Annotated in this window: 22 protein-coding genes; 13 read left to right on the top strand and 9 right to left on the bottom strand. The window is 62.7% G+C overall.

Annotated elements, in window-relative coordinates:
• Positions 1-211: 211 nt before the first annotated feature.
• A complete protein-coding gene (locus tag A3AU_RS0110175; RefSeq protein ID WP_027052719.1) occupies positions 212-991 on the bottom strand; it encodes a helix-turn-helix transcriptional regulator in 780 nt (259 codons plus the stop codon).
• Between the two features lie 110 nt (positions 992-1,101).
• Here A3AU_RS0110175 and A3AU_RS0110170 point away from each other — a divergent pair, with 110 nt between their 5' ends.
• From A3AU_RS0110170 to A3AU_RS0110150, 5 genes are all read left to right on the top strand, one after another.
• The gene (locus tag A3AU_RS0110170; RefSeq protein WP_027052718.1) at positions 1,102-3,243 is read left to right on the top strand and encodes a hydantoinase/oxoprolinase family protein; all 2,142 of its coding nucleotides are present in this window, start codon (positions 1,102-1,104) and stop codon (positions 3,241-3,243) included.
• 14 nt (positions 3,244-3,257) lie between these two features.
• Positions 3,258-5,462, top strand: a complete 2,205-nt coding sequence (locus A3AU_RS0110165; RefSeq protein WP_027052717.1) for a hydantoinase B/oxoprolinase family protein — start codon at positions 3,258-3,260, stop codon at positions 5,460-5,462.
• On the top strand, positions 5,459-5,944 hold the full coding sequence (locus tag A3AU_RS0110160; protein ID WP_027052716.1) for an acetone carboxylase subunit gamma: 486 nt from the start codon (positions 5,459-5,461) through the stop codon (positions 5,942-5,944). The genes A3AU_RS0110165 and A3AU_RS0110160 overlap by 4 nt, the downstream gene beginning before the upstream one ends.
• Positions 5,945-6,055: 111 nt before the next feature.
• Positions 6,056-6,883 (top strand): SDR family NAD(P)-dependent oxidoreductase, encoded by an 828-nt coding sequence (locus A3AU_RS0110155; protein ID WP_027052715.1) that lies wholly within the window; start codon positions 6,056-6,058, stop codon positions 6,881-6,883.
• 213 nt (positions 6,884-7,096) lie between these two features.
• Positions 7,097-8,410 (top strand): O-antigen ligase family protein, encoded by a 1,314-nt coding sequence (locus A3AU_RS0110150; RefSeq protein ID WP_027052714.1) that lies wholly within the window; start codon positions 7,097-7,099, stop codon positions 8,408-8,410.
• Between the two features lie 157 nt (positions 8,411-8,567).
• Here the strand turns inward: A3AU_RS0110150 and A3AU_RS0110145 are convergent, their stop codons facing one another.
• Positions 8,568-9,827 (bottom strand): polysaccharide biosynthesis/export family protein, encoded by a 1,260-nt coding sequence (locus tag A3AU_RS0110145; RefSeq protein WP_027052713.1) that lies wholly within the window; start codon positions 9,825-9,827, stop codon positions 8,568-8,570.
• 93 nt (positions 9,828-9,920) lie between these two features.
• Positions 9,921-10,598: a sugar transferase gene (locus tag A3AU_RS0110140; protein WP_027052712.1), complete on the bottom strand. Its 678-nt coding sequence runs from the start codon at positions 10,596-10,598 to the stop codon at positions 9,921-9,923.
• Between the two features lie 600 nt (positions 10,599-11,198).
• On the opposite strand from A3AU_RS0110140, the gene A3AU_RS0110135 reads away from it, so the two are divergent.
• Entirely contained in the window at positions 11,199-11,474 is a 276-nt protein-coding gene (locus A3AU_RS0110135) for a hypothetical protein (RefSeq protein ID WP_027052711.1), read from the top strand.
• A gap of 23 nt (positions 11,475-11,497) precedes the next feature.
• Here the strand turns inward: A3AU_RS0110135 and A3AU_RS0110130 are convergent, their stop codons facing one another.
• From A3AU_RS0110130 to A3AU_RS1000000137730, 6 genes are all read right to left on the bottom strand, one after another.
• Complete coding sequence (locus tag A3AU_RS0110130; RefSeq protein ID WP_032917118.1) at positions 11,498-13,357, bottom strand: ABC transporter ATP-binding protein; 1,860 nt, start codon at positions 13,355-13,357, stop codon at positions 11,498-11,500.
• Positions 13,358-13,365: 8 nt separating this feature from the next.
• On the bottom strand, positions 13,366-14,382 hold the full coding sequence (locus A3AU_RS0110125) for a phosphoenolpyruvate carboxykinase (ATP) (RefSeq protein WP_027052709.1): 1,017 nt from the start codon (positions 14,380-14,382) through the stop codon (positions 13,366-13,368).
• Positions 14,379-16,301 (bottom strand): lasso peptide isopeptide bond-forming cyclase, encoded by a 1,923-nt coding sequence (locus tag A3AU_RS0110120; RefSeq protein ID WP_027052708.1) that lies wholly within the window; start codon positions 16,299-16,301, stop codon positions 14,379-14,381. Before A3AU_RS0110120 ends, A3AU_RS0110125 begins: the two co-directional genes overlap by 4 nt.
• A complete protein-coding gene (locus A3AU_RS0110115) occupies positions 16,298-16,708 on the bottom strand; it encodes a lasso peptide biosynthesis B2 protein (protein WP_244277710.1) in 411 nt (136 codons plus the stop codon). Before A3AU_RS0110115 ends, A3AU_RS0110120 begins: the two co-directional genes overlap by 4 nt.
• An 88-nt stretch (positions 16,709-16,796) precedes the next feature.
• Positions 16,797-17,096 carry a PqqD family protein gene (locus A3AU_RS0110110; protein ID WP_027052706.1) on the bottom strand — a complete coding sequence of 100 codons (300 nt, stop codon included), beginning with the start codon at positions 17,094-17,096 and terminating at the stop codon, positions 16,797-16,799.
• A 134-nt stretch (positions 17,097-17,230) separates the two neighbouring features.
• The gene (locus A3AU_RS1000000137730) at positions 17,231-17,383 is read right to left on the bottom strand and encodes a lasso peptide (RefSeq protein WP_010913078.1); all 153 of its coding nucleotides are present in this window, start codon (positions 17,381-17,383) and stop codon (positions 17,231-17,233) included.
• Between the two features lie 516 nt (positions 17,384-17,899).
• Here A3AU_RS1000000137730 and A3AU_RS0110100 point away from each other — a divergent pair.
• The 7 genes from A3AU_RS0110100 (at position 17,900) to A3AU_RS0110070 (ending at position 25,185) form a co-directional block, all read left to right on the top strand.
• Positions 17,900-19,024 (top strand): nucleotidyltransferase family protein, encoded by a 1,125-nt coding sequence (locus A3AU_RS0110100; RefSeq protein ID WP_027052705.1) that lies wholly within the window; start codon positions 17,900-17,902, stop codon positions 19,022-19,024.
• Positions 19,025-19,088: 64 nt separating this feature from the next.
• A complete protein-coding gene (locus A3AU_RS0110095) occupies positions 19,089-20,111 on the top strand; it encodes a glycosyltransferase family 2 protein (protein ID WP_027052704.1) in 1,023 nt (340 codons plus the stop codon).
• A 286-nt stretch (positions 20,112-20,397) separates the two neighbouring features.
• Complete coding sequence (locus tag A3AU_RS0110090; RefSeq protein WP_027052703.1) at positions 20,398-20,796, top strand: hypothetical protein; 399 nt, start codon at positions 20,398-20,400, stop codon at positions 20,794-20,796.
• Positions 20,797-20,946: 150 nt separating this feature from the next.
• The gene (gene exoK / locus A3AU_RS0110085; RefSeq protein ID WP_027052702.1) at positions 20,947-21,828 is read left to right on the top strand and encodes an endo-1,3-1,4-beta-glycanase ExoK; all 882 of its coding nucleotides are present in this window, start codon (positions 20,947-20,949) and stop codon (positions 21,826-21,828) included.
• Positions 21,829-21,877: 49 nt separating this feature from the next.
• Positions 21,878-23,209, top strand: a complete 1,332-nt coding sequence (locus tag A3AU_RS0110080) for a UDP-glucose dehydrogenase family protein (protein WP_027052701.1) — start codon at positions 21,878-21,880, stop codon at positions 23,207-23,209.
• Between the two features lie 67 nt (positions 23,210-23,276).
• Complete coding sequence (locus tag A3AU_RS0110075) at positions 23,277-24,722, top strand: GMC oxidoreductase (protein ID WP_027052700.1); 1,446 nt, start codon at positions 23,277-23,279, stop codon at positions 24,720-24,722.
• A 13-nt stretch (positions 24,723-24,735) separates the two neighbouring features.
• A complete protein-coding gene (locus A3AU_RS0110070) occupies positions 24,736-25,185 on the top strand; it encodes a hypothetical protein (protein ID WP_027052699.1) in 450 nt (149 codons plus the stop codon).
• Positions 25,186-25,218: the final 33 nt, after the last annotated feature.

The following is a 25,218-nucleotide window of genomic DNA, read 5'->3' as shown; positions in this document are numbered from 1 at the left end:
GCGCCATTGGCGGAGACTGTGGGGTGGCGGTCGGCCGAGTTCAAGCCGGCATGCGAGCCGATCGTCTGGGCCAATGCCCGTGGCCGCCTACACCGAAATTCCCTCAAGCCGTCGCGCGGGCGGAACGGCACGCCGACCACATGGACGTAGCTGTGCCAGGCGCCAAACGAAGTGACCCGGGAGGCCCCTTGATACAGGCATTGAAGACCGGCTACCGATCCACCCGATGCTGGAAAAACTGCAGGAACAATTCCCGCTCGGTGGTGATGTCGAGCTTTTCGTAGATGCGCCGGCGATGGTTCTTGACGGTGCCGACGGTGATGCCGAGGCGCTCGGCGATGTTGGCCGTCGGGTGACCGGCGAGGATCAACTGCACCAGTTCGCGCTCGCGCAGCGACAGTTCCGGCCATAGGCTCGTCGGAATGGTCGGCTCCTGTCGCGGTGAGGCACCGGGTCCGGTCGGTGCCGACGTGCGGAAGAATTCGCGTCCGCGCGCCTTGATGTCGAGCGCATGCAGCGCTTCGAACACCGGCAACCGCTCATCGAGAAGGGCGATTTCGCTGTCCTTGAACGAACTGGTCGAGCGATCGAGGAAGATGCCGAGGCACCAGTCGCCGCCATCGGCGAGCATGATGCCGACCTCGTCGCAGATTTCCGACTGGGCCAGGAAGCCGGCTATGTACTGGCCGCGCTTGGCCTCCTCGTCGGCAAGCCGCTTCAGCGGCATGATGCCCAGCCGGCGCTCACGCCGCCACGATGCGTAGAACGGGTCGAAGACGTAGTAGCTGGCGAGATAGCGCTGCACCATCTCGTCGGAGAAGCGCCGGTGCTTGACGAATTCCGGGGTCTGCGTGGTCGAATAACGCGTCACAGTCACGAGGTCGTGGTCGATGTCGGCGCCGATCAGGTCGATCAGGCAGTCGACATGCCGGTCGGTGCCGGTGGCCGCGATCGCTTTGGCCAGCGGCGCCCAGATATTGCTCATGCGCATGTCCTCTTCTCGGCGAACCGCGCCTGCCCGTCATTGTGTCTTTAGGCATATGGCGCGATCCGGCCTTACGAATCTAGCCTGCGACCATTCTCGAAGAGGGAAGGCGACCCGTGGACCAGATCACTACCAATCCCATCGTCATCGGCATCGACGCCGGCGGCACCATGACCGACACGATCCTTGTCGATCAGGACGGCCACTTCAAGATCGGCAAGTCGGCGACGACTCCCAGGAACGAGGCCGAGGGCTTCCTCGCTTCGGCGGAGGATGCCGCTGACGCCTGGGGCATCTCGCTGGAAACGCTGTTTTCGGGCGTCAACGTCGTGCTCTATTCCGGCACCGGCATGCTCAACACGCTGTTGTCGCGCACCGGCCGCCGGCTCGGCCTGATCACCACCAAGGGCCTCGAGGACATGATCCTGATGGGCCGTGGCCTGCAGGCCTGGGCCGACTATTCCTATGCCGATCGCCTGCATGCGGTGACGCATGCCCACCCGGAGCCCCTCGTTCCGCGCAGGCGCACCCACGGCGTCACCGAGCGCATCGACCAGTTCGGCGACATCATCCTGCCGCTCTACGAGCATGAGGTCGCCGCCGCCGCCAGGAAGCTGATCGCCGACAAGGTCGAGGGCATCTGCATCATGACGATCTTCTCGCACGTCAACCCCGTGCACGAGAAGCGCATTGCCGAGATCTGCCGCGACGAGATCGCCAAGGCCGGCGTCGACATCCTCGTCTACACGAGTCACGAGGTCCGCCCGGTCATCCGCGAACAGTCGCGCCTGAACTCGGTGCTGATCGAGGCTTACGCCACCTCGCGTGGCCGCAAGCAGCTCAAAGGCATCGAGGACGTCTCGAAGAAGTACGGCTTCAAATACGGCGTTCAGACGCTGCTCTCCTTCGGCGGCCTGACCTCGATCAACCATCCGCGCCTGCATGAAACCATGATCTCCGGCCCGATCGGCGGCATCCTCGGCGCGGCCTATGTCGGCAAGCTGATCGGCAACGACTCGCTGATCTGCTCGGATATGGGCGGCACCTCCTTCGACATGGGCGTGATCACGCGCGGCCAGACACGGATCGAGAACGAGCCGCTGATGGACCGCTTCAAGCTCAACGTGCCGACGCTGCATCTCGATACGATCGGCGCTGGCGCCGGCATGATCCTCAAGGTCGATCCGCTGACCAGGAAGGTCTCGCTCGGACCGGAAAGCGCCGGCTCCGATCCCGGACCGATCTGCTTCGCCAAGGGCGGCACCGAGCCGACCATCGCCGATTGCGATGCCATCCTCGGCCGCCTCAACCCGCACTATTTCCTCGGCGGCAAGGTCGTGCTGCAGGTCGAGAAGGCCAGGGCGGCTTTCGAGGAGAAGTGCTCGCGCCTGCTCGGCGTCGGTGTCGAGGAGGCCGCCGAGGGCATGATCGATATGCTGGAGGCCGACGCCAACAACGCATTGCGTCGCGTCATTTCCGGCCAGGGCATCCATCCTTCGGAATTCACGCTGCTCTCCTATGGCGGCTCCGGCCCGCTGCACCTCGCCGGCTGCTCCCGGGGCATAGGCTTCAAGGATATCATCACCTTCCAGTTCGCGGCTGCTTTCTCGGCCTTCGGCTGCACCACCGCCGATTTCATGCGCCGCCATTCGGTGTCGACGCAGCACGACATCGGCGCTCGCGCCAGCGATGACGAACTGGCGGCTTTCGGCAACAAGGTCACCAATGTCTGGGACGACCTGACCAAGGCGGCGGTCGACGAGATGATCGAAGACGGCCATGCGCGCGAAAAGATCAAGACCGTGCCGTTCCTGATGATGCGCTACACCGGCCAGCTCGAGGACGTCGAGGTGATGGCGCCGCTATCGGCCATCCATTCGGCCGACGACATGCGAAGGGTTATCGATGAATTCGAGGCGGTCTATGCCAAGGTCAACCACCGCGTCTCGCGCTATGGCGAAGCCGGCTTCTCGATCACCGAGCTTGGCCTGATCGCCACCGCCGACAAGGTCAAGCCGGTGCTGCTCAAGCGCCCGCTCGGCAAATCCGATCCCGCGTCCGCCCACAAGGGCGTGCGCGAGGCCTATATCGGTGGCCGCTGGCACAAGGCCAATCTCTACGAGATGGACCTTCTTCAGCCCGGTCACGAGGTCATCGGCCCGGCCATCATCGAACATCCCGCCACCACGCTCGTCGTTCATCCGCAGGACCGTGTCCATGTCGATGAATGGACGTTGCTGCACTACACCCACGCTTGAGAAGGGCTGTTACCATGCTGGACAAACCCGCCTCCGCGCTGCGCATCCGTGAAAGGCTGATCGCATCCGAACGGCTGATGGAAGAGACCGGCTGCTATGACGGCATCACCGAACTCCAACTGCGCAACCAGGATCCGCTGAAATTCGAGACGCTGCACACAAAATTGCGCGCCTATTGCGTCTCGGCGCGCGAAATGGCCCGCCGCATCTCCGCCTCGCCCGGCGTGCGCGAGGTCGGCGAGATGGTCGTCGCCATCTACACGCCGGAGGGCGACGCGATCGCGCTCTCCAACGGCATCATGGTGCATGTGCACACGATGAGCCGTTTCATCAAATGGATGATCCGCAACGGCTACGAGGAGAACCCGCAAATCCTCGACGGCGATATCTTCGCGAACAACGACGCCTTCATCGGTACCGTGCAGGTACCCGATGTGATGGACGTGGTGCCGATCTTCCACTCGGGCAAGCTGGTCGGTTGGGCGGGCGCGGTGTGTCACGAACTCGAGGCTGGCGGCATCACCCCCGGCGGCGACGTCGCGCTGGCGCAGGAGCGCTTCACCGAGGGCCTGTTCGTCTGCGCCGAGAAGGTCGGCCAGAACGACGAGTTGCGTCGCGACTACGTCATCCGCTGCGAGCGCAATCTCAGGATGCCGATCTACTGGGTGCTGGACGAGAAGGCCAAGGTGGCGTCGTGCATCGACATGCGCGAAAGCGTCAAGGCGCTGATCGACGAGATCGGCCTCGACTACTGGATGCAGGTGTCGAAGGAGTTCATCGAGGAGGGCCGCCGCGCCCAGCTTGCCCGCACCCGCCAGCTGACCGTGCCTGGCATCTATCGCGGCCACACCTTCTACGGCCACGTCACCAAGGGCAAGCCTGGCTACCAGCCGCTCGGCGATCCAGACTGGCTCTACAACATGCCGATCGAAATGGAGATCACCACAGACGGCAAGATCATCATGGACTTCGAGGGCACGCAGCCCTGGGGCTACCATTCGATGAACTGCACGCCGGCCGGCATGGATGGCGGCATGTTCGTGACGCTGACCCAGCACATGAATTTCGAGGGCCTGGTCAATGACGGCGCCTGGATGGCGACCGAGCTGAAACTGCCGCACGGCACCTGGACCAATCCCGACAATGAGATGGTGGCGACCGCTACCTCATGGGCGCTGCTGCTGCCGGCCTATGGCGTCTTCCAGCGCCTGCTATCTCGCTCCTTCATCGGCCGCGGCTTTGTCGAGGAGGCCTTTGTCGGCCAGGTCAACAGCCCGATGATCGAGATGGGCGGCACCAGCCAGTACGGCAAGCTGTTCGGCATGGCGCATTTCGAATGCGCGGCCGCCGGTTCCGGTGCGCTGGCGATCAAGGATGGGCTGGACACTGCCTATGTCGGCTGGAACCCGGAATCCGACATGGGCAATATCGAGATCTGGGAACAGAACATGCCGATGATCTATATCGGCCGCTCCATCGTTCCCAATTCCGGCGGCGCGGGCAAATACCGCGGCGGCTGCGCCTTCCTGTCGACCTGGCTGGTCTCGAAGACCGATCACCTGAGGCTGGTCACCTCGGAGCATTCGTCCCGCGTGTTCGACAATGGCGGCATGTGCGGCGGCTATCCGGCGCCGACCTGCCAGAAGCATCGCGCGGTGCGCGATTCAAACATCTTCGAACTCGCCGAAAAGCGGGCGCCGCTGGCGCATCACACCGGCACCAACCCGCACCGCTCGGAACTCGAAGTCCGCCTGCAGGGCGAGCACGTGACCATGGAAGGTCCCTACATCACCGCGCCGCACAAGACCGGCGACGTCTTCACCCATTCCTACAATGGCGGCGGCGGCTACGGCGACGTGCTGGAGCGCGACCCGGTCAAGACGGCGTGGGATGTCGAGAACGGCTTCCTCACCAGGGAAGCAGCAGAGGGCATCTTCGGTATCATGCTGGATGAGGACGAGGACGGTTATCCCGTCGCCAACCTTGATGCCACCAAGCGTCACCGCTCGGAAATGCGGGCGGCCCGGCTGGCCAAGGCAAGGCCGGTTTCGGAGTGGATCGCAGCCGAACGCGGCCGTGTCGAAAAGGCCGACTTCGCCCCCGAAGTGAAGAAGATGTATGCCAGCGCGATCAAGCTTTCGTCGCGGTTTACCAGGGAATTCAGCGATTTCTGGAACGTCGACGCCAAATCGATCTTCATGCCGGGAGCAAAGCCATGACCTCGTACAGCAAGGAAGTCATCGCCGATCTGGTCGCGGGCACTTTGCCCTGGCCGCAGACGCGCCGCGTCATGAGCGCGTACAAGGATGACGACCGCTTTTTCAAATATGTCGCGGTGTTGCAGGACCGTGTCGGCTGGAAAGACCCAATCCTGCTGCCGGTCTCGGATCATCTCTTCATCTGCCAGAGCGGCGACGAGCGGGTGACGAAATGCGAGTGCGGCCATTCTTTCGGCGACTATCGCAAGAACTGGAAGCTGAAGGCCGCGATCATCGTACGCAACACCGAGGAATCGCTGCGCGAAATCTATCCCAACAGCGATATTCCCGATCCGCAATGGATGGAGATCCGTGAGTTCATCTGCCCGCAATGCGGCACCATGCACGAGGTCGAGGCCGCGGCCCCCGGCTATCCGATCGTGCATGACTTTCAGCCCGACCTCGAAGGCTTTTACCGTGAATGGCTGGGCAAACCGCTTTAGGCTCCGACGATCACGCGTCGCGAGTTGGCGTTCGTCAGGTTCGCCCATGGATGATCGACAAGTGCCGCCTGGGCTGGTTGTCTGTCGCGAATTGATTGGAGAATGCGAGCGATGACAGACCTTTCAGGCCGCAGCGCGATCGTCACTGGCGGGTTTTCCGGCATGGGCTTTGCCATCGCGACGGCGTTGGCTGAGGCCGGCGCCAATGTCGCCGTCGGCTCCTACATCGCGCCCGCCGGCGCCGCCAGATCCGACGCCGCCTATTATCCCGGCGCCGAAGAGATCGGGCGCGTTCGCTCGGCCCTGTCGGCCCATGGCACCAGGGTGCATGCCGCGCATCTCGATGTCCGCGACAGCGATATCGTCAACCGGTTTGCGGCTGACGCGCAAGCCGCCATCGGTCCCGTCGACATCCTGGTCAATGCCGCTGGCACCACGGCCGAGCAGCCGGTCGTTGGTCATTCCGACGCGCTGTGGGACAAGATCGTCGACACTAATCTCACCGGCGCCTTCCGCGCCACCCGCGCCGTGCTGCCCGGCATGATCGAGCGCGGCTGGGGCCGCATCGTCAACATCGGCTCGACCGCCGCGTCCGTTGGCTGGAAGGACAATCCGGCCTACTGCGCCTCCAAGGCGGGGCTGCTCGGGCTGACCCGTTGCGTGGCGCTCGAAGGTGCAGCGCATGGCGTCACCTGCGTCATGATCAGTCCGACCTGGGTCGAGACCGAACTGATGCGCCGCAACGTGGCGCAGGTCGTCGAGCGCGAGGGCAAAGGCCGCACGGTGGGGGAAGCGATTGCCGAGATCGCCAAAGGCAATCCGCAGCAGCGCATGCTGCAGCCGTCGGAGATCGCGGCCTTAGCCGTCTTCCTGTGCTCGGACCTCGCCAAGGGCATCACCATGGAGAACATACAGGTCACCGGCGGAGCGCTGTGGTAGCGTTGCCGCGGGCGGGCTAACGCCCAATCTCTCCCCGTTCGCTCCGGTGTAAGACAAGGTGACCGGATTGCCCGGATTTGCCATTGAGCATGCGGTGCGATAGGTTATATTGCACTGCACAATGGAGATGCCGTTTATTGCACGCCCCTGTTTGCGCATATGCCGGCCGGCTTGCGGTCAGCCCGGCTCGGGTCGCATCGACGGGACTCTGAGATGAAGATTCCAAAGTCCCTGCTGGTCGATCCCGAGAAGAATTCTGTCTATGGCGCCTTTGCCGTGGCCGTCTCGATTTGGGCGTTCTCCTATTCCGTCATTTTCGGCCAAGTGCTGATCCTGGCCTATTATGCCGTCTGGCTTCCGCTCATCATGGTCGACTACCGGCGCTTCCTGCGGCAATTGTCCAGCGCCTGGCTGCCGCTTTTGTTCGCGGCCTATGTCTGCTTCTCCATCTTCTGGTCGCAGGCGCCCGGCGTCACCGCCAGAACGGCAATCCAGTACCTTTCCCACATTGCCTGTGCCTATGTTGCGGCTCGCACCGTCAGCGTGCGGACCCTGACGCTCGGTGCCTTGGTCGGGATATTCTTCGTCCTCGTCTATTCGCTCAAGGTCGGGGCCTATTCCGAGGACGTGCTTGACGGCACCTACAATTTCGTTGGCGCCTTTGCCTCCAAGAACCAGATCGGCTTCATCGGCTCGCTCGGCATCTATTTCTCCGTGGTGTTTCTTGCTTTTCTGCGACGCGGCCGGCTGAGTTTCATCCTGACGGTGCCGGTCGTGCTGCTGTCGGCCTATGTATTGATCGTCTCGCATTCCGCCACCTCCATGGCCTCGATACCGGCGGTCCTGGCGCTGATCGCGCTTCTTGCCATGACCAAGCTTTTATCGCGGCGCTATCGCCGGGTAATCTTCCTGGTCGGCGCCGGCCTGGTCGTCGTGGTGGCCGTTGTTTCGCTCAATCTCGGGCTGATGGACTTCGTCCTCGGCATCTTCGGCAAGGATTCGACGCTCACCGGGCGGACCTATCTGTGGGAGCAGGGCTGGAACGCCGCGCAGCGCTCGCCGATCCTCGGCGTCGGCTATGCCGCCTATTGGGTGCAAGGTTTCGCCGAGGCCGAGCGGCTGTGGAACGAATTCTACATCACCACCCGCACCGGCTTCCATTTCCACAACACCTATGTCGAGGCGCTGGTCGAACTGGGCTTCACCGGGGCGGTGATGGTCGCGCTGATCATGCTGCGCACGCTCTACGGCCATGTCTCGACGGTGATTTTCAAGGCATGGCAGGCCGAATCGGTTGTGCTCTTCGGTGTGATGGTGCTGCTGCTCATCCGGTCCTTCGTCGAGGTCGAAATCCTCAACCCCTACATCATGGGCTCCTTCCTGATGTATTTCAGCTACTTCAAGCTGGCGCGGCTGCCTGTTACCCGTACGCGCTGGGCGCCGACGTTTGAACAGGCGGATGCGGCCAGGGGTGAGCCGGCCTGGCCCCGGCATCATGGTCGTCCGGCGGCTGCCGATCAGGCATGAGCCCACGCCTGTCGCCCGGAACGGCGCGGCGGTTACGGCGGTGCGCTCTATAATTTCGCGGCTGAAATTGCAAAAACCTCCGCCAGGCAGGGCTGACGGAGGTTGGAATTTTTACGCTATGGATCGAAAGCGCGGGATCGCCCCGTAAGCCAGACACTTACTGGCTGGCCAGTGGCGCCAGCTTGATCTTGATCACGTCGCCGGGCAGCACCAGCGTGTCTTCCTTGGCGGCGATCTCGCTGGTCTTGCCATCGACATTGCGCACCAGCGAATAGAGCAGGGTGGGCTGCTGGCCGTTGGTGATGGCGGCTGTCGTCGCGGGATCGCTGGCCTGGGCGATCAGGCCTTTCTGCATATTCACCTTCAGCGCCGCCTCGTTCAGGTCGGCTTCGGTCTGCTGCCGGTCGGCGGCGAGGCTCGAGCTCAAGGTGTTCTGGGCATCGATGGCGTCCTGCTTCGCCTTGCTGATCGCCTGCTTGGCTGTGAGGATGGCCGTCTCGTAATCGAGGATCTTGCCTTGCAGGTCGGTGACGGATTGCTGCGAATCCAGGAGCCGCGCATTGGCGACCAGACCCTTCTGCGCCAGCGGACCGATGCTGGCGAGCTGCTGCTGCGCCAGGTCGACCTGCTTCTGCTGATTGACGATCTTCTTCTGCAGCGATTCGATTTCCGCCTGCAAAACCCCCTTGAGATCGTCGAGCGCCTCGAGCTTCAGCTTCAGCGCCTTCTGGTCCGCCGTCAGGATCGTCATTTCGTCGGCGATGATGGTCGGCAGCCTTGGGTCGCCCTCGACCTCTTGCGGCGGCTCGAAGGTCGCCTTGCCGGCCAGGTCGGCGTCGATGCGGGCGCGCCTGACGAGCAGCCGGACACGCTGGTCGTCGGAGATATCGAAATTGCCTTTGGCCGTAACCAGGTCCTTACCGAGCTGCGGCCCGTAGTCCGAGTTGCGCCGGATGCCGCCGGCGACGCTGATCGCTTTCAGCACGGTCAGATCGGGCACGTAGGGGAACTGGCCGGGGTTCTGCACTTCGCCCGAAATATAGAAGGGCCGGAATTGCGCCATCTCGACCGAGGCCTCGGGCTTGTCCGACAGAGCGAGCTTGTGCTGCAGCGCCTCGCCAATGGCCGCCGCGACCTCCGCCGTGGTCTTGCCGGCGGCCGGCAACTCGCCGACGAAAGGCACCGACAGCGTTCCGCCCGGGCCTACCGTGTATTCGCCGTTCACCGCCGACCAGTCGCGGAACGTGCCTTCGACGGTCTGCCATTCGGCAATGCGGATAGTAAGCTTGTCCTGTGAGCCGAGATGGTATTCGTCGGCCGCGGCGATCTGGGGAAGAAAAGCGAGCGACGCCGCAAGGCATGTCGCCATGAGCCGAGAGCGGCCGGGAAAGCGGCCGCTGCCAAAGGCTTCGAACATGTCTGTTTTCAACTGAACGTTCCGATCCGTTTTAGCCCCATCGCCCGATGAGCTTGCCGCCCGGATGCCCGATAACTTGGAGCCTGCGGCCCGTCAGTAAGAACCGCGTGACATCCACACGGCCGGCACGGTCTTGATGATGATGCGAACGTCGCCGAACAACGACCAATTCTCGACATAATGGCGGTCGAAAGCGACACGGCTGTCATAGGAGACGTCGTTGCGGCCGCTGACCTGCCACAGGCCGGTCAGGCCGGGGCGGGACTTCAGGTAATACACAGCGGCGCTGCCGTAGATTTCCAACTCGTCGCGCACCACCGGGCGAGGCCCGACAAGGCTCATGTCGCCCTGCAGGATGTTGATGATTTGCGGCAGCTCATCGAGGCTGAGCTTCCGCAACACCGCGCCGACGCGGGTGACGCGCGGATCGTTCTTCAGCTTGCGGGTCGCGATCCATTCCGCGTTGGCTTCCGGATTGGTGGCGAGGTAGGCGGCCAGCACCTTGTCGCCGTCCGGAACCATGGTGCGGAATTTCAGGCACGGAAAAATCCGTCCGCCGCGACCGATTCGCCGGTGACCGTAGAAAATCGATCCACCATCGGAAAATTTGACCAGCAGCGCTATCATGACGAACAGCGGGCTGAGAGCGATCAGGCCAGCCAGTGAACCGACAATGTCGAAGCTGCGCTTGATGAGGCCGCCGATCGGCGGCGGAAAGTCGGTGTCAGCCTGCGAAAAGCCTGCCGTGGCCGACTTGGCGATATCCCTCATGCGAAAACTCCATGCGTGGAACGAATGGTTTACCGCAAGATATCAAAAAAATGTTGCAGCGCAACACACAATTTCCCAGCCCCTTGAAATAGTCACGTCATGAATTGACTAAATAATAAGCTCGTGGTGCACATTTTTCAGGATGCTTAGCAAATTTGTGACAACAAATGGGCAAGAGGAAAAAAATCGGGGCCTTTTTGGGGCGCTTTCCGGGCAAGGCGTTCTCTCAGGCCTGTGATGGGGCATATTAGAGCTTTAGGAAGGCGCTGTGTTCGCAACTATTAACATAAAATACTACATAATATTGTAGATTGTACTGAAGAAACCTGGTAGCCACGGGTTGTGTCCAATGCGGTTAGGTGCGTTGCAGCATGGCAGAGTCGATCGTGCTAGCTCAATCAAAAATATGTGCGGTTGCCCTTGCTGCCTTCTGCTCGCCTTAATAGAATTGCAAATTATACCTGTCAGAGTGGCGACAGGTTGAAAGGCCGGAAGCAACCGGTCGACAGCGGGTGGTTTAACAAGCCCGCATCACAAGGGACGGCGCTCGGGTGGGGCTATCGTTGGATATAACCCGAGCCGGTTTATGGGCTGTTGGGTATGTCGCTTCCAAAATTCATCGTTGGGATGGTTTTCGCACTGGCGATCGTGGTCGCCTGGTCCTGGCTTGGCGGGGCTTCGCTGGGCACGACGCTGTTGCGCGTCATCATCTGTGCCGTGGTCATCCAGGCCGGCTATTTCATCCTCGTCTATGCCATGATCGCCAGGAGCGCGCCTACTCCGGCCGACAGGCTGCGTGAAGCCGAGAGAAAGCTGAACTCGACCGACGTGGCCGAAGGCGAGAAGCTGGGCAACGCCCGGCGGAGCCTGCATTAGGTCCTTGTCCGAAGGAATCGGCCTCAAGCCACATTGGCGGGCTCGGTCTCCGACTGCTCTCCCGAAAGCATCCGGGATAGCCGGCTCGCCGGCTTCGCCTTCAGCCGCTGATATTGTCCGACTTCCACGACCCGGCCGTCCTCCATCGCCACCACCCAGTCGGCGAAGGCGATCATAGATGGCCGGTGGGCGATGGTCAGGATGGTCATCGCGCCGCGCAATGCGTCGATCGAACTGGCGATCAGCGACTGGTTCTGCCAGTCGAGCGCACTGGTGGCCTCATCGAGGATGAGCAGTGACGGCTTGCGCAGCAGCGCGCGCGCCAGTGCGATGCGCTGACGCTCGCCGCCGGAAAGCCGCACGCCGCGATCGCCGACGATCGTGTCGAGCCGCTGGTCGAGCCGTTCGACGAATTCGCCGGCATGCGCGGCGCGCAGCGCGGTCCAAAGCGCGTCGTCGCTGGCCTGCGGCGCGGCCAGACGCAGATTCGCCGCGATCGTGTCATGCAACAGGAACACGTCCTGCGGCACATAGGCCACCTGATCGCGCCAGCGCCGACGATTGCTGGCGTCGATCTCGACGCCGTCGACGAGGATTTTCCCATCGGTCGGCTCGAGCAGGCCGAGCAGCATGTCGGCGATCGTGCTCTTGCCCGATCCCGAGGGGCCGATCAGGGCAGTGACCTTGCCGGCCGGCAGTCCGAAGGTGATGTCGCTCACCACTGCCTTGCCTGTGCCGTCCTCGTAGCCGAAGGAGACGCCGCGAATGTTCAGCCCGGTATCGAGCGGCAGTTTTCCGGCATCCCCGGCTTCGGCATCCCCGGCTTCGGCATGGCCCGGCTCGCGCTCCGCGTCGAAACGGGCCTGCAGGCTGCGCATGGCCGTATAGGCGGGCAGGTTGATCAGCACCTGCTGGGCCTGCGTCTGCATGTCCATGAAACGCGGCGCGATGCGCATGAAAACCAGCAGCAGCACGACGATTTCCGCCAGCGACAGGTTGAAGCGGACCAACGCCACGTAGATGAACAGGCTGAGACCCACGACACTCGCCACCTGGAATACCGCGGTACCGATCGAACTGTTGCGCACATAGTCGATGTTGTCGGCCTTCATCTTTTCCAGCGTCGCCTGCAGCTGCGCGAAATAGCTGGCCTCGACATTCAGGCTCTTGGCCACCTTGATGCCGCCGAGGAATTCCGAAACCGTGCGGTATTGATCTTGCCGGTTGCCGGTCAGGACGCGCCCGAAGGCGGTGGCGCGCGCCCGAAACGGCTGCAGCGCTATGAACATCACGATGCCGATGACGATGGCAAACACCGTCATCACCGGCGAGATGAACATCGAAATCACGAGATACCCAACCAACAGCACGGCGATCTGCACCAGCATCAGCAGCGAGAAGGCGGCGCCCTGGACGCGATCGATGTCGCCGGTCAGGGCATGGTCGAGATCGGAACTGCGCATGCGCGAGAACACGCCCCAGCGCGCCTTGCCGATGCTCTCGAACAGGTTGATGCGCAAGCGGTTGATGAAATCGAAGAGAAGCCTGGCCATGTAGACCGACTTGAACCGGTTGAACGCGGCCTGCACGGCAACCAGCCCGACCAGCGCGCACAGCACCGTCGTCAGTTGCAGCGTTCCATCGGGCACCAGCCAGCGTATGAAATCATTGTTCGGCAACCGCACCGCGAAATCCTGGTCGGCGCGCCCGACCAGATGCAGCAGCGGCACCAGCAGCAGGATAGAGATGCCCTCCGTCAGGCTGCCGAGGATCAGGAACAGCAGCGCCGTCCAGGTCCGCCGTCCGCCGATCTGGGCGATGACGGCGCCGAATGCGGCGACATCGCGAAACAGCGACAGGCGAAGGATGGAGGACTTCGACATGATTGCGCTCACCGCTGCCGACGGCCAGTAGCCAGGTCCCCGGTCGCCAGGTTCCCGGTCGCCAGATCGGTCTCGATCAGCTCCACGGCCTCGCCAATCCTGTCCAGGCCGGTTGGAACTTCCAGTCGGAACACGCCGACATGGTTAGCGATTGCTGAACATTGGCGAAAATGCAGTGCCGCGAAATCGCCGGACAGCGCCGCGCGACCGAAACGCCTCACGTAGGAGAATTTGATGATCGCCGGCAGGGCGGCGATGCCGGGCAAGGCCGTGATCCCTGCCTTTTGACCACGTTGAAGGACGTAGATCCGGGTCGCCGGCACCATGCTGCCGGAGAAGTTGCCGTGCAGGCGATGCTGCATCTTCTCGATCGCCGGATGCACTTGCGGGCGCGCCTCGGCCCGGCCGAGCGAAATCGCCGCCGCGGCATCGGCGGCGAGCTTGATCTGCGGAAAGCCCGGAACTATCATCGGCGCGTCCGGGCTGGTCAGATCGAGCGCTACGACATCGTCGGTAAGCAGATCGTGACCGGCCCGGATCAGCGCGCTTGCCGTTGTCGATTTGCCAGCCCCCTTGTCGCCCATGAAGATGGCGCCGTTACCGGTCACCGCGATGGCGCTGGCATGCAGCACGAGCAGGCCACGCTGGTGCAGCAACAGCGCCATGACCGGTCCGAGCAGCGGGAAGGCGAGCAGCGCATCGTCGACCCCGGGCGCCGGCTCGATGTCGATGCGGCTGAAATCGCTGATCAGGAAGGCGCCGACGGCATGCCATGCGAGATATTGCCGGTCCGGCTCGAAGCGGAAGACGGTCGCGACCTCGGGCGAAGGCTTCGGCATGTCGATCGTGCCGATGGCGATCAAGATATCCGGGCAAGCCGGCTCCGTCGGTTCCAACTCCGGCAATGCCACGTCGGATGCGACGATCAGGCCATAAGCCCTGTAGTAACGCCGTTCGCGCATCATCCCGCCATGGCGATGCGGATCGTCAAGGTGCATTGCGAGCGGCTGGTTGCGAGGGATCATGCGTGGCTCCCGCTGTGCTGGACCTGCCGCAGCCACAGCGACAGCGAGGCAGAACGCCAGACATACTGGACATCGAGGGGCGCTGCCTGGTCGGGCTGGCGCAGCAGCCGCGCATAGGCGGCACTCACTTGCGGCAGGTTGACGTATGGCGCGATGCGGCCGGCATCCGAGACCAGCAATTGCTCCAGGAGGTCGCGGTGGTTGCGCACCATGCCGTTGACGAGATTGGCGGTGAAATCGATCTTGGTGCGCCGCCATTGCACCACCGCCGGCAGGATGCCCTCCATGGCGCGGCGCAGCACATAGCGGCCGAAGCCGTGGCTGAGTTTTTCCTCGCCCGGCAGCGCCAGGCAGAATTCGACCAGCGGCTTGTCCCAGAAGGGATAGCGCGGCTCGACACCGAAATTGGCGGCTGCCTTGTCGAGCACCTCGAAAGAGTGCGGCACATAGCCGTTGGTCAGGATCCAGCGATGGCTGAGCGCGTCGCTGGCCTGGATGCCGGGCGGCATGTAACCAGCCCGGTGGAAGCGGTCGAGGATTTCGGTCCGCCTGGCTAGGTCCGGATTGATCAGGTCGCGCCAGCCGCGCCCGCGCTGCATTTGCGTGGGCTTGCGTATCTTGTTCAGCGCTCGGTTCGCCAGCTGTCTCAGCCTGGCGATCCGCCAGGCCGGCCCGTAAAGGGTCAGGAACTGGAAATAAAGGCCGAGCGTGCTGTCGCCATAGGTGTTGGAGGCGCTGCGGACCTCGCGCCAAAGCTCCAGCCACCTGCCGCCATTGGCAAGCTCGTGCAAATGGCCATGTCCCTGTGAAACGACCTCGTCGCCGCCATGGCCGTCGAGCAGCACCTTGATGCCCTTGGCGCCGGCCGTCCGGTAGATGCCGCGGGTCAGCGTCAGTCCCGGCGCCAGGAAGGTCCCTTCCTGCTCCTCCAGCACCCGTTCGAATTCAGCAAAGGGCGCATAATTGCCTACAGGGATCAGCGTCGGATCGGTCTTCTGCTGATCGAGCACCGCATCGATGAACGGCCGCTCGTCCATCGATGAGCCCTTCTCGAAGATCAGCGAGAAGGTCGGCAGCCTGGGCTTCCGCTCGGCGGCGTTCTGCAGGCCGGCGACACAGGCGATCGAGGAAGAATCGAGGCCGCCGCTCAGCATCGCGCCGATCGACTGACTTCCGCGCATGCGGTTGCGCACCGATTGCGAAAACAGATGGGCGAATTCCTCAGCCGCATCCGACCGCAGCGGTCGCGCCGACGGCTCGATCTGCCAGTATCGGCGCAGCACCACCTGTTGCGCGCTGACCGTGAGGGTGTGACGCGCCGGCAGGCTGAAGATATCGCTGTAGGGCGTGGATTGCGGGTCGTCGGGAAGCCCGGCCAGGAATCCCGAAATGCGGCGCTCGCTGATGCGTGCTCCGACCCCATCGAGGCCAAGCATCGGCCCGATCTCGGAGGCAAAGGCAAAACGCCGGTCGGCGGCGTGGTAGTAGAATGGCTTGACCCCGAAATGGTCGCGCGCGCAAAACAACAGCTGCCGCTCGGCGTCCCAGATCGCAAAGGCGAAATCGCCTTGCAGATGCACAGGGCTGGCTTCGCCCCAGCGCAGATAGGCCCGCATCAGCAACGTCGCGTCCGCCGCCGTCCTGTCGCGTATGCCGAGCCGTGCCATCAGCTCGTCGCGATTGTCCAGCCGGCAATCGGCGGTGATGGCGAGCTTGCCGCCGGCCATGGTCAGCGGGCCGGGGCCGGCTTCATCCGTGGTGTTGAGCCAGGCGTGGCCAAGGGCTATGCCGGCATCCAGCCACCATGAACTTCCGTCGGGGCCGCGATGGCGCATGCGGGCCAGCATCTGCTGGATGTCTGCCGCCGCATCGGCAGGCGGGGGCCCTTGTCGTAGCAGGATTCCGGCCACGCCGCTCATCGGCTGCCGTGGTCGACCAGATGCGCGAACCCATCGACGGAGCCGCCAAGCACGACATGATTGTCGCTGACCAGCCAGGCATGCGCCTTCAACTGCTCGCCCGTGCCGCGTTCGATACCGATGCGGATCTTGGAGGCATTGCCCTGGCGCGCCAGAATGTATTGGCCCGAAAGCGCTTGGGTAAGACAGGTGGCGCGCGGCACCAACCGCGCAGCCGCGGCGACCCCCCAGGCGACGAGCCGTAGCTCGCCCATACTGGCGCACTGGCGGGCGTTGAGCCGGGTCACCATGCCACGAACGCGATTGTACGAGAACAATGTCAGTCCCAACCGGACAGTCGCGACCACCAGCAGGCACTGGCAGAGGAAAAGGGCTTCCGAGCCGCTCAGGGACAAAACCCTGGTCAAGCCCCGGCCAGGCCGGCGTTTCGCAGGCCCTTTTTTTTGGTCCGTCGCATGTTTCTGCTGGGAGATCATGGCCTTTTGCGGAGCCTGCCTAGACGAATGCCTCATGCTGCAGCCTTGCTAGTCCGTTTTCGGCCATGCCTTTCAGCAAGGCGTCGACGTCGGCCTTGCAGCGCTCGGCGTCGACATTGTAGCGCTCGAGCACGGCGCCTTGGATATCGCCGATCGTCTTCGGCTCCTGGATCAACTCCCAGATGAACGCACCGACGCCGTTGAGGCTGTAATAAATATTGGATTTCAGGTTGAGAAGCGCGAGGCCGTCACCGAATTGGCAAGCCACGGCGTCCTTGATGGCACTTACGGTATCGTGCTCGGATGGGTTCCAGTTCATGCCAAAACCTCTTGCAACACACGGTCTACGCATCGCCATTTCAAAAAGGGAAAGTCGGGGATTTTCATCCCCGGCTCCATTCACGGTCTTCAATCCTGGAGGCCCAACGTCACTCCCCCAGAACCAGGCTAGTCTCAGGAGAACGTCAGATCGCCAATCGGGGTATGCGCCGGAAAGGACGCGTCGATTGCCGTGCTGCCGCCACCGCCCTGGGTGATGGTCTCGATCGAACCATGTACCGTCAGGCTGGGCGTTTCGTACTCGTGCTTTTCAACATTCTGTTCCATTTTACTCTCCAATGAGGACTGGAAACGGCCTGTCGAGTGCCGTCAGCACTTTCATGCTGCGCTGCAATAGCTGCATGGCAACATTTATGAGTCAAGCCTGATTTACCTCTGGTTAATCAATTGTGGGTTGCGGACGTCACCATGCGTGTGCGGATTGCTCACAATTTCGCCTATTTCGGGCTGAAACCACGTACGGACGGGCCTTGCGTTGCTGATTCTTTAAACAATTGACTTTGCCTGCGTAAAAACTGCGTGGAGCTGATGCTTCTTTAGGCACTCCTAAGAAGACGGGTTTACTTTAGCCGACCCGTGGTGATGGACGGCCTAAACGTCTCAATAGGACTTGAAATCCAATTGTTTATTGCGCGATCGTCGGAAAGGTCGACAAACGCTCTGGCTGCAAAATCTCGCACTGCGAAAGGAAAGGCTTTACGGCGCCGAGGTTTTTGAGGATGCTTTGCTTCGCACTTGCAGCATACGCGTCGCGCAAACCGCATTTTGGAGACCATGCGCTCAATGGCCTTGCCGGAAAGTTCCTATGAACGACTGCGCGCGGCGGACTGCGCCGACGAGATTGCCTATGTTCAGGCCTGCCTGCGGTTGTATTTCGCGGGCCCAACCGCCTCGGCGGGCGACGTGTCGACGCCGAACCTTTCCGATGCCGTCGTCGCCGACATCGCCAGGCTGAACAAAGTCGCCATCTTCGTTCTGAAGGCGCTGTCGCGCGCCCCGGCGGGCGACAGGCCGGCAGAGCTTTTCCGCTGGCTCGACACCTATCGCCGGCGGACGGTTTCGATGAACGCCGCCTGCCTCATGGATTCGATGGCGATCCACCAGGCGCTGCGCGACAGGCAGATCGATTTCGTCTTTCTCAAAGGTCCCTTCCAGCAGCATCTGCTCTACGACGACCATTTCATGAAGCCTTCGGGGGATGTCGACATACTGGTTTCCCCGGCCGGCTTCTCGAGAGCCCGCGATGCGCTGCGTTCGATCGGCTATGAGGTTGCCGGCAAGTCGCGCTCGGTCTGGTGGGTCCGCTTCCTTGGAGAACAACACATGGTCCGTGGCAACGGGCTCTCGACGGTCGACCTTCACTATCGGCTCCAGCAGCCTGGCTCGCCCAGCCCGCGCGATGCCGACGGCTTCCTGCGGCGCAAGCGGCTGGTCGAGATCACAGGCACCGAAGTGCCGTTCACCTCGGTCGCCGATACGCTGATGCTGTCCTGCATCAGCGTTGCCAAGGCACTGTTCAACCGCGAACCTTGCGCTGGCTATGTCTGCGATATCAGGGCCAGCGCCAACCGTCTCGACGAGGCCGATCAGCAGCGTGTGCTCGATGCGGCGGTGAGCCAGGGGCTGGACGATACGCTGCTGCTCGGCCTGCGCGCCGCTGATGTGCTGCTGGGCGGCACCGGCACGCTGCTGTCGGAGCGGGCCAAGCCGATCCTGTCGCGCATCGGCAATGAGGACCTGCTCAACATGGTCATCGCGCCGTGGCTGTCATCCTTGCGGTGGCCGCAGCGGCGAACGGTGTTGTGGGAATTGTGCGGCCGGGCTCCCGTCCGCTATCTGGCCGAAGCTGGCTGGGCGGCGTCGGCGGACATCAGCCGCCGTATCTTCGAGCGGCCGGCCAGTCCGTGATGGCGGTGGCGTCGCAATACGTACAGGGCGAGGGCAGATCGGAACCTGTGCAAGAGGCTAACCCATGTCGATGACGAAATCAGAGGTCTGCGTGATTATCGCGGCCAAAAATGCGGCACCCACGATCGCGGTCGCTATCGCGTCCGCGTTGCGCGAGCCGGAAGTGACGGAGGTCGTCGTCGTCGACGACGGCTCCACCGACGACACGGCCGAGGTCGCCCGGTCTGCCGACGACGGCAGCGGCCGGCTCGCGGTCATGCGCCTCGGGGTCAATCGTGGCCCGTCCTTCGCCCGCAATGCCGCGATCGCCGGCTCGAAAGCGCCGTTCATCAGCATTCTGGACGCAGACGACTTCTTCCTCGAGGGCCGATTCCGCAACCTGTTTGCCGCCTCGGATTGGGATTTCGCGGCCGACAACATCATGCTCATCAGGGATGATGCCACAGGCGACGCAACCAAGATCGTCGCCCCCGATTTTGCCGCCGATCCGGAATTCCTCGACTTCGAGCGCTTCGTGGAAGGCAACATCTCCAGGCGCCGCGTGCAAAGGGGTGAGCTTGGCTTCCTGAAGCCGGTGATCAGCCGCGCCTTCCTCGACCGGCACCGACTGCGCTACGACGAGAGCCTGCGGCTGGGCGAGGATTATGAACTCTACGCCCGGGCAGTCGCCCATGGAGCGCGATTCAAGGTCATTCGCTCCTGCGGTTACGGCGCCATCGTGCGCGCTGATTCGCTCAGTGGCCGCCACAAGACGCAGGACCTCAAGCGGCTCGCCGATGCGGATCTGGCGCTGTTGGCGATCGACAGCCTGCCGGAAGGCTCCAAGGCGGTGCTGCGGCGGCACGAGAGGCATGTGCGCGACAAATACCGGCTGCGCAATTTCCTCGACGTGAAGGCCGAGCGCGGGCTGGCTTCGGCAGCGGCGTATGCTCTCGCCAGTCAATCCAATCTGGTCCCCATCGTCCAGGGCGTGGCGTCCGACAAGCTCGAGGCGCTGTTTCGGCGCGTTGGCCTCGTGTCCGGGCAAAAGCGCGTGCCGCCGCTGCGTTTCCTGATGGCCGGAACCAGCGCGGGCAAGGAACGGTAAGGCTCTGGCGATGCCCCGTTTCCCGCCAACGGCACGCGCCCCGCGCAAACCATTTCCACCGGATTTATGAGTTTACGAATTGGGTGGTTGCCTCACGGCTCCGACGATGGCAGTCTATGTTGCGGTGCAGCAAATAGAACGACCAGCCGAACTGGCCCCCGATCGGATTGGTCCCAAGTCTCTCCCGTCCGTGGAGTTGGACGATGCGGTACGCGTTTTTCAGCCCCGCTTGCGGGGATCGGCCAGCAGCCCGGACTTAAGCCGGCGATGACAGGAATTTAAGCCCATGGCCTCGATATTCGGCTTCAGATCCAGGGATCCGGCCCGCGACCGGCAGGTCGACATAGCGCGCCTCGACCGGCTGGCGAAGCTGTTCGAGCAGATCGCCGTCGAGATCGAGGCCGAGAAAACCGGCCTGGAGAGCCGCTATCGCAAGACGGCGACCAACGCCGCCTTTCTCGTCGAAGCCATGGAGAACGGCTCCGCTTCCGACAGGCGCTCATCCGAAGTCAGCGCGCTGACGGAATCGATCCTGAATAGCGAACGCCGCATCGCGGCGCTGTCGCGGCAGAACGGCATGATGAAGGAGCTCCGCCATTCGCTGGATTTGGTCTTCGACGAGGGTGCTGCGTCCGATTCGGCCGGGGTCGATTCCGCCAGGCCCGCGGGCGCCGGCCGCGCGTGACGATGAAGGTGTGGGACGCCTTCGAAGGTGTGATGCAAAGCAGGAGAGGGAATTCGGGAGAGGTCAAGCAAGAGGCCAAGGTTGGCCCGTTTGGAAGCGGTTCAAACGTCGACTTTGGGTCGGGGACGCACAGCACAAAGGTGAGTTGGTATGAGTTCGGATCCGATAACCACGTCCATGACGGCAATTGATGCATCGCCCTTTGCGCGGCTGACCGGGAAAGCCGGCCTGCGGCGATTGAGTTTGCTCGGTGCGCTGTTGCTGTCCGCTCTTGGCTGCCTCCCGGCGGTCCCTGCCCATGCACAGGATATCCTGTCCTCCCCCTCTTTCGTCGACGATTTCAAAAGCTTCGATCGTTCGCGCTGGTATGTGTCCGACGGCTGGAACAACGGCAGCCATCAGAATTGCACCTGGTCGAAGGGACTGGTCGCGCTTTCCGATGGCGTGCTGTCGCTCGGCTTCGAAAAGCAGAAGCTGAAGGATCGCGAGTTCGCCTGCGGCGAGATCCAGACCAAGCAGCGCTTCGGCTACGGCACCTACGAGGCGAGGATGAAGACCGACACAGGCTCCGGCCTCAATGCGGCGTTCTTCACCTATATCGGTCCGTCCGACAAACAACCCTGGGACGAGATCGATTTCGAGATCCTGACCAAGGATACCTCCAAGGTGCAGGTCAACGCCTATATCGCCGGCAAGGGCAAGAACGAGAAGCTGGTGGAGGTGCCGGGCGGCACCGACAAGGCCTTCAACGACTACGCCTTCGTCTGGGAGAAGGACAGTTTGCGCTGGTACGTCAACGGCCAGCTGGTGAACACCATCACCGACCCGGCAAAGCTGCCCAGCCATGCGCAGAAGATCTTCTTCAGCCTTTGGGGCAGCGACACCATGAAAGGCTGGATGGGCGCGTTCGAGGATCCGGGCCGCAAGCTTTCGCTGCAGGTCGAGCGCGTCGCCTTCACCGCGCTGGGTGAGCCCTGCCAGTTTCCCGAATCGCTCGTATGCAGCGTAAAAGAGCTGGGAAAGACCAATTGAACCGGCCGGACCGAAAACGGTTCGCGGCCATGGATGGGAATGAAACCGAATGAATTTGACGGTGTTTGGAATCGGCTATGTCGGCCTCGTGCAAGCGGCGGTGCTCGCCGAGGTTGGCCACCAGGTTGTTTGCGTCGATATCGACGCAAACAAGGTGGAGCGGCTCAACCAGGGCTTCGTCCCGATCTTCGAGCCGGGCCTCGAAAGCCTCGTCAGGGAAAACCATGCCGCCGGCCGCATCAAATTCACCACTGACGCCGCCGCCGCCGTCCGGCACGGCGAAATCCAGATGATCGCCGTCGGTACCCCGCCCGGCGAGGATGGATCGGCCGACCTGAAATATGTGCTGGCGGTCGCCGAGACCATCGGCCGCGAGATGGAAACCACCAAGATCGTCGTCGGCAAATCGACCGTGCCGGTCGGTACTTGTGAAAAGGTGAAGGCCAGGATCGCTGAAACGCTGAAAAAGAGAGGACGCGACGATCTGAGCTTCGATGTCGCCTCCAATCCCGAATTCCTCAAGGAAGGCTCGGCCGTCGCCGATTGCATGAAGCCGGACCGCATCATCGTCGGCACCTCCAGCGAGGCGACCGAGGCGGTCATGCGCGAGCTCTACGCGCCGTTCAACCGCAACCACGAGAAGATGATCGTGATGGACGTGCGCAGCGCCGAATTCACCAAATACGCCGCCAATTGCATGCTGGCGACCAAGATCAGCTTCATGAACGAGATGGCCAATCTGGCCGAGCAGCTCGGCGCCGACATCGAGGAGGTGCGCAAGGGCATCGGCAGCGATCCGCGCATCGGCTACCACTTCATCTACCCAGGTCTCGGCTATGGCGGCTCGTGTTTTCCCAAGGACGTTCGCGCCCTGATCAAGACCGCCGAGGGCGTCAAGTTCGACGCCAAGCTGCTGCGTGCCGTCGAGGAGCGCAACAACGACCAGAAGTCCGTGCTCTTCGACAAGGTGCACCGCTATTTCAAGGGCAGCCTCAAGGGCAAGACCTTTGCTTTGTGGGGTCTCGCCTTCAAGCCCAACACCGACGACATGCGCGAGGCGCCGGCGCGTGTGCTGATGGAGGCGCTGTGGAACGCCGGCGCGACGGTTCAGGCCTATGATCCCGAGGCGATGCAGGAATGCCAGGCCATCTACGGGCAGCGCGACGACCTGCTTTTGTGCGGCACCAAGGAAGCGGCGCTGCGCGGCGCCGATGCGCTGCTCATCGCCACCGAATGGAAGAGTTTCCGCGCCCCGTCCTTCGATGCCTTGAAGGATGCGCTGACCACGCCCGTCATCTTCGATGGCCGCAACCTCTACGACCCCAAGGTCGTGGCGCGCCATGGCATCGAGTATCACTCGATCGGCAGAATCGCGGCATGAGAGCGGACATGGACAGCGGGAACCCGAATCAGGCGGGCGCGCGCGGCGCGGAAAGGAATTGCAGCTGATGGTGCTGGACGTAAAGCCGGAGCAAATCACCAGGGATCATTTCGATGTTGTCGCGATCGGTTCCGGTTTCGGTTCGGCCTTCTTCCTGCACGAGTTCGCCAAGCGGCGTAAGGCACGCATCCTGGTGCTGGAATGGGGCCGGCACAACACGCATGAATGGCAGCTTGGCCAGGGCGCCAACACCGACATCGACGACGAGACGACCTACAAGACAGACAATGCCGACAAGCCGTGGAACTACACGATCGGGCTGGGTGGCGGGACCAACTGCTGGTTCGCGCAGACGCCGAGGTTCCATCCCAACGACTTCAGGCTCAAAAGCACCTACGGCATCGGTAATGACTGGCCGATCAGCTATGACGACGTCGAGCCGTTCTACTGCGACGCCGAAGAGATCATGTCGATCTCCGGCGATCGCGACATGGCGGCGATGCTGCCGCGCTCGAAACCGTTTCCGCAACCGCCGCATCGCATGTCGACGCCGGACAAGATGATGAAGGCGGCCCAGCCTGACCAGCACTTCGTCATGCCGACCGCCCGCGCCCGGGTGCCGACCTCACAGCGCACCTCGTGCTGTGCCAATCTGCGTTGCTGGCTGTGTCCGGTCGACGCGAAATTCACCGCCAACAATGGCCTGATGCATGTCTTCGAGCATCCCGACGTTTCGGTCTGCCTCGGCGCGGAAGTGAGGCGGCTCGATCATGCCGGCGGCACGGTCCGGGCCGTCAGCTTCGTTCATGACGGCAAGGAATATCAGGTCAGCGGCGACCTCTTCATTCTCGGCGCCAATGCCATCCAGAGCGCCGCGATCATGCTGCGTTCGGGCCTGGGAGACGAATTCGTCGGGCGCGGCCTGCATGAATCCTATGGTTGGAATTTCGAGGTCTATCTCGACGGCGTCGACAATTTCGACGGCAGCACCATCACCACCGGCCTGAATTTCGGCCTTTATGACGGCCCGCACCGGTCAGAGCACGCAGCGGCGCTGGTCTATTTCGAAAACCGCTGGCAGCACGGGATGCGGGCCGAGAAGGGCCGGGTGCGCCAGGCGCTGCCGCTTGTCGTGGTCACCGAAAACCTGCTCGATCACGAAAATTTCGTCACCCTCGACGAGAACGACAACGCCTTCGTAAGCTTCAAGGCACCGTCGGACTACGCGGTCAAGGGCATGGCCCGGGCGCTGGATAAATTGCCTGGACTGCTGGCCCCGCTGCCGGTCGAACGGCTCTTCGACCGCGGCATCCGGCCAACGGAATCGCATGTCCAGGGCACGCTCAGGATGGGCACCGGCCCAGCCGATTCAGTGATCGATAGCAACATGATCCATCACCGATTGAGAAACCTGGTTGTCGTCGGCACCAGCACCTATCCAAGCTGCTCTTGCGCCAACCCGAGCCTGACCGCGGCGGCCTTGTCCCTGCGGGCGGCGAGCCGGATCTCGTGAAAGGAGCGGGCCGATGATCGAAGTCACACGGCGCTCGGCACTGGCCATCCTGGCGGGAGGCGCCGCGTCGACGGGCGTTGCCTATGCGGCCGTCTCCTCGTTTTCGGACGAGGACCTGATTCGTGTCTCCCTCGAAAAATACCTCGGCAGGCTGAACATGCGCATCGAGCATCTGCAGCAGTTCGCGCTGGAGTTCCGCAACCGCAACCCGTGGATATTCCCCAGTGAAAAACTGAGCGATGCCATCACCCTGCTCGAAACGACCAAGCTCGGGCAGGCGCGCGAGTTGCTGCCGCGGCAGAAGCGGCGCGACCTCAGGCATTTCGATCGCTGGGTCGTCGCCGAGTTCCATATGCTGACGGACTACGCCTGGCGCAGTTCGCCTGACGATCCGATCCGGTTCACCGGATGGCACTCATGCACCAATCCGTTCGCGACGCTCGATCCGCCGCATAATGCTTGAGACGCAAGCAGCTTGCCGAACAGGCCGCCTTCG

The sequence above is a fragment of the Mesorhizobium erdmanii USDA 3471 genome, assembly GCF_000472705.1.
In the GTDB taxonomy this organism is placed as follows: domain Bacteria; phylum Pseudomonadota; class Alphaproteobacteria; order Rhizobiales; family Rhizobiaceae; genus Mesorhizobium; species Mesorhizobium erdmanii.
This window is presented reverse-complemented; position numbering and strand designations above follow the sequence as displayed.

What these genes read in the sequence shown, in the direction of transcription:
- A3AU_RS0110095 (WP_027052704.1), top strand. Translation starts at nt 19,089, where the DNA reads ATGTCGATGACGAAATCAGAGGTCTGCGTGATTATCGCGGCCAAAAAT.
- A3AU_RS0110100 (WP_027052705.1), top strand. Translation starts at nt 17,900, where the DNA reads ATGGCCTTGCCGGAAAGTTCCTATGAACGACTGCGCGCGGCGGACTGC.
- A3AU_RS0110145 (WP_027052713.1), bottom strand. Translation starts at nt 9,827, where the DNA reads ATGTTCGAAGCCTTTGGCAGCGGCCGCTTTCCCGGCCGCTCTCGGCTC.
- A3AU_RS0110080 (WP_027052701.1), top strand. Translation starts at nt 21,878, where the DNA reads ATGAATTTGACGGTGTTTGGAATCGGCTATGTCGGCCTCGTGCAAGCG.
- A3AU_RS0110135 (WP_027052711.1), top strand. Translation starts at nt 11,199, where the DNA reads ATGTCGCTTCCAAAATTCATCGTTGGGATGGTTTTCGCACTGGCGATC.
- A3AU_RS1000000137730 (WP_010913078.1), bottom strand. Translation starts at nt 17,383, where the DNA reads ATGGAACAGAATGTTGAAAAGCACGAGTACGAAACGCCCAGCCTGACG.
- A3AU_RS0110070 (WP_027052699.1), top strand. Translation starts at nt 24,736, where the DNA reads ATGATCGAAGTCACACGGCGCTCGGCACTGGCCATCCTGGCGGGAGGC.
- A3AU_RS0110075 (WP_027052700.1), top strand. Translation starts at nt 23,277, where the DNA reads ATGGTGCTGGACGTAAAGCCGGAGCAAATCACCAGGGATCATTTCGAT.
- A3AU_RS0110165 (WP_027052717.1), top strand. Translation starts at nt 3,258, where the DNA reads ATGCTGGACAAACCCGCCTCCGCGCTGCGCATCCGTGAAAGGCTGATC.
- A3AU_RS0110090 (WP_027052703.1), top strand. Translation starts at nt 20,398, where the DNA reads ATGGCCTCGATATTCGGCTTCAGATCCAGGGATCCGGCCCGCGACCGG.
- A3AU_RS0110110 (WP_027052706.1), bottom strand. Translation starts at nt 17,096, where the DNA reads ATGAACTGGAACCCATCCGAGCACGATACCGTAAGTGCCATCAAGGAC.
- exoK (WP_027052702.1), top strand. Translation starts at nt 20,947, where the DNA reads ATGAGTTCGGATCCGATAACCACGTCCATGACGGCAATTGATGCATCG.
- A3AU_RS0110150 (WP_027052714.1), top strand. Translation starts at nt 7,097, where the DNA reads ATGAAGATTCCAAAGTCCCTGCTGGTCGATCCCGAGAAGAATTCTGTC.
- A3AU_RS0110175 (WP_027052719.1), bottom strand. Translation starts at nt 991, where the DNA reads ATGCGCATGAGCAATATCTGGGCGCCGCTGGCCAAAGCGATCGCGGCC.
- A3AU_RS0110160 (WP_027052716.1), top strand. Translation starts at nt 5,459, where the DNA reads ATGACCTCGTACAGCAAGGAAGTCATCGCCGATCTGGTCGCGGGCACT.
- A3AU_RS0110120 (WP_027052708.1), bottom strand. Translation starts at nt 16,301, where the DNA reads ATGAGCGGCGTGGCCGGAATCCTGCTACGACAAGGGCCCCCGCCTGCC.
- A3AU_RS0110155 (WP_027052715.1), top strand. Translation starts at nt 6,056, where the DNA reads ATGACAGACCTTTCAGGCCGCAGCGCGATCGTCACTGGCGGGTTTTCC.
- A3AU_RS0110140 (WP_027052712.1), bottom strand. Translation starts at nt 10,598, where the DNA reads ATGAGGGATATCGCCAAGTCGGCCACGGCAGGCTTTTCGCAGGCTGAC.
- A3AU_RS0110125 (WP_027052709.1), bottom strand. Translation starts at nt 14,382, where the DNA reads ATGATCCCTCGCAACCAGCCGCTCGCAATGCACCTTGACGATCCGCAT.
- A3AU_RS0110130 (WP_032917118.1), bottom strand. Translation starts at nt 13,357, where the DNA reads ATGTCGAAGTCCTCCATCCTTCGCCTGTCGCTGTTTCGCGATGTCGCC.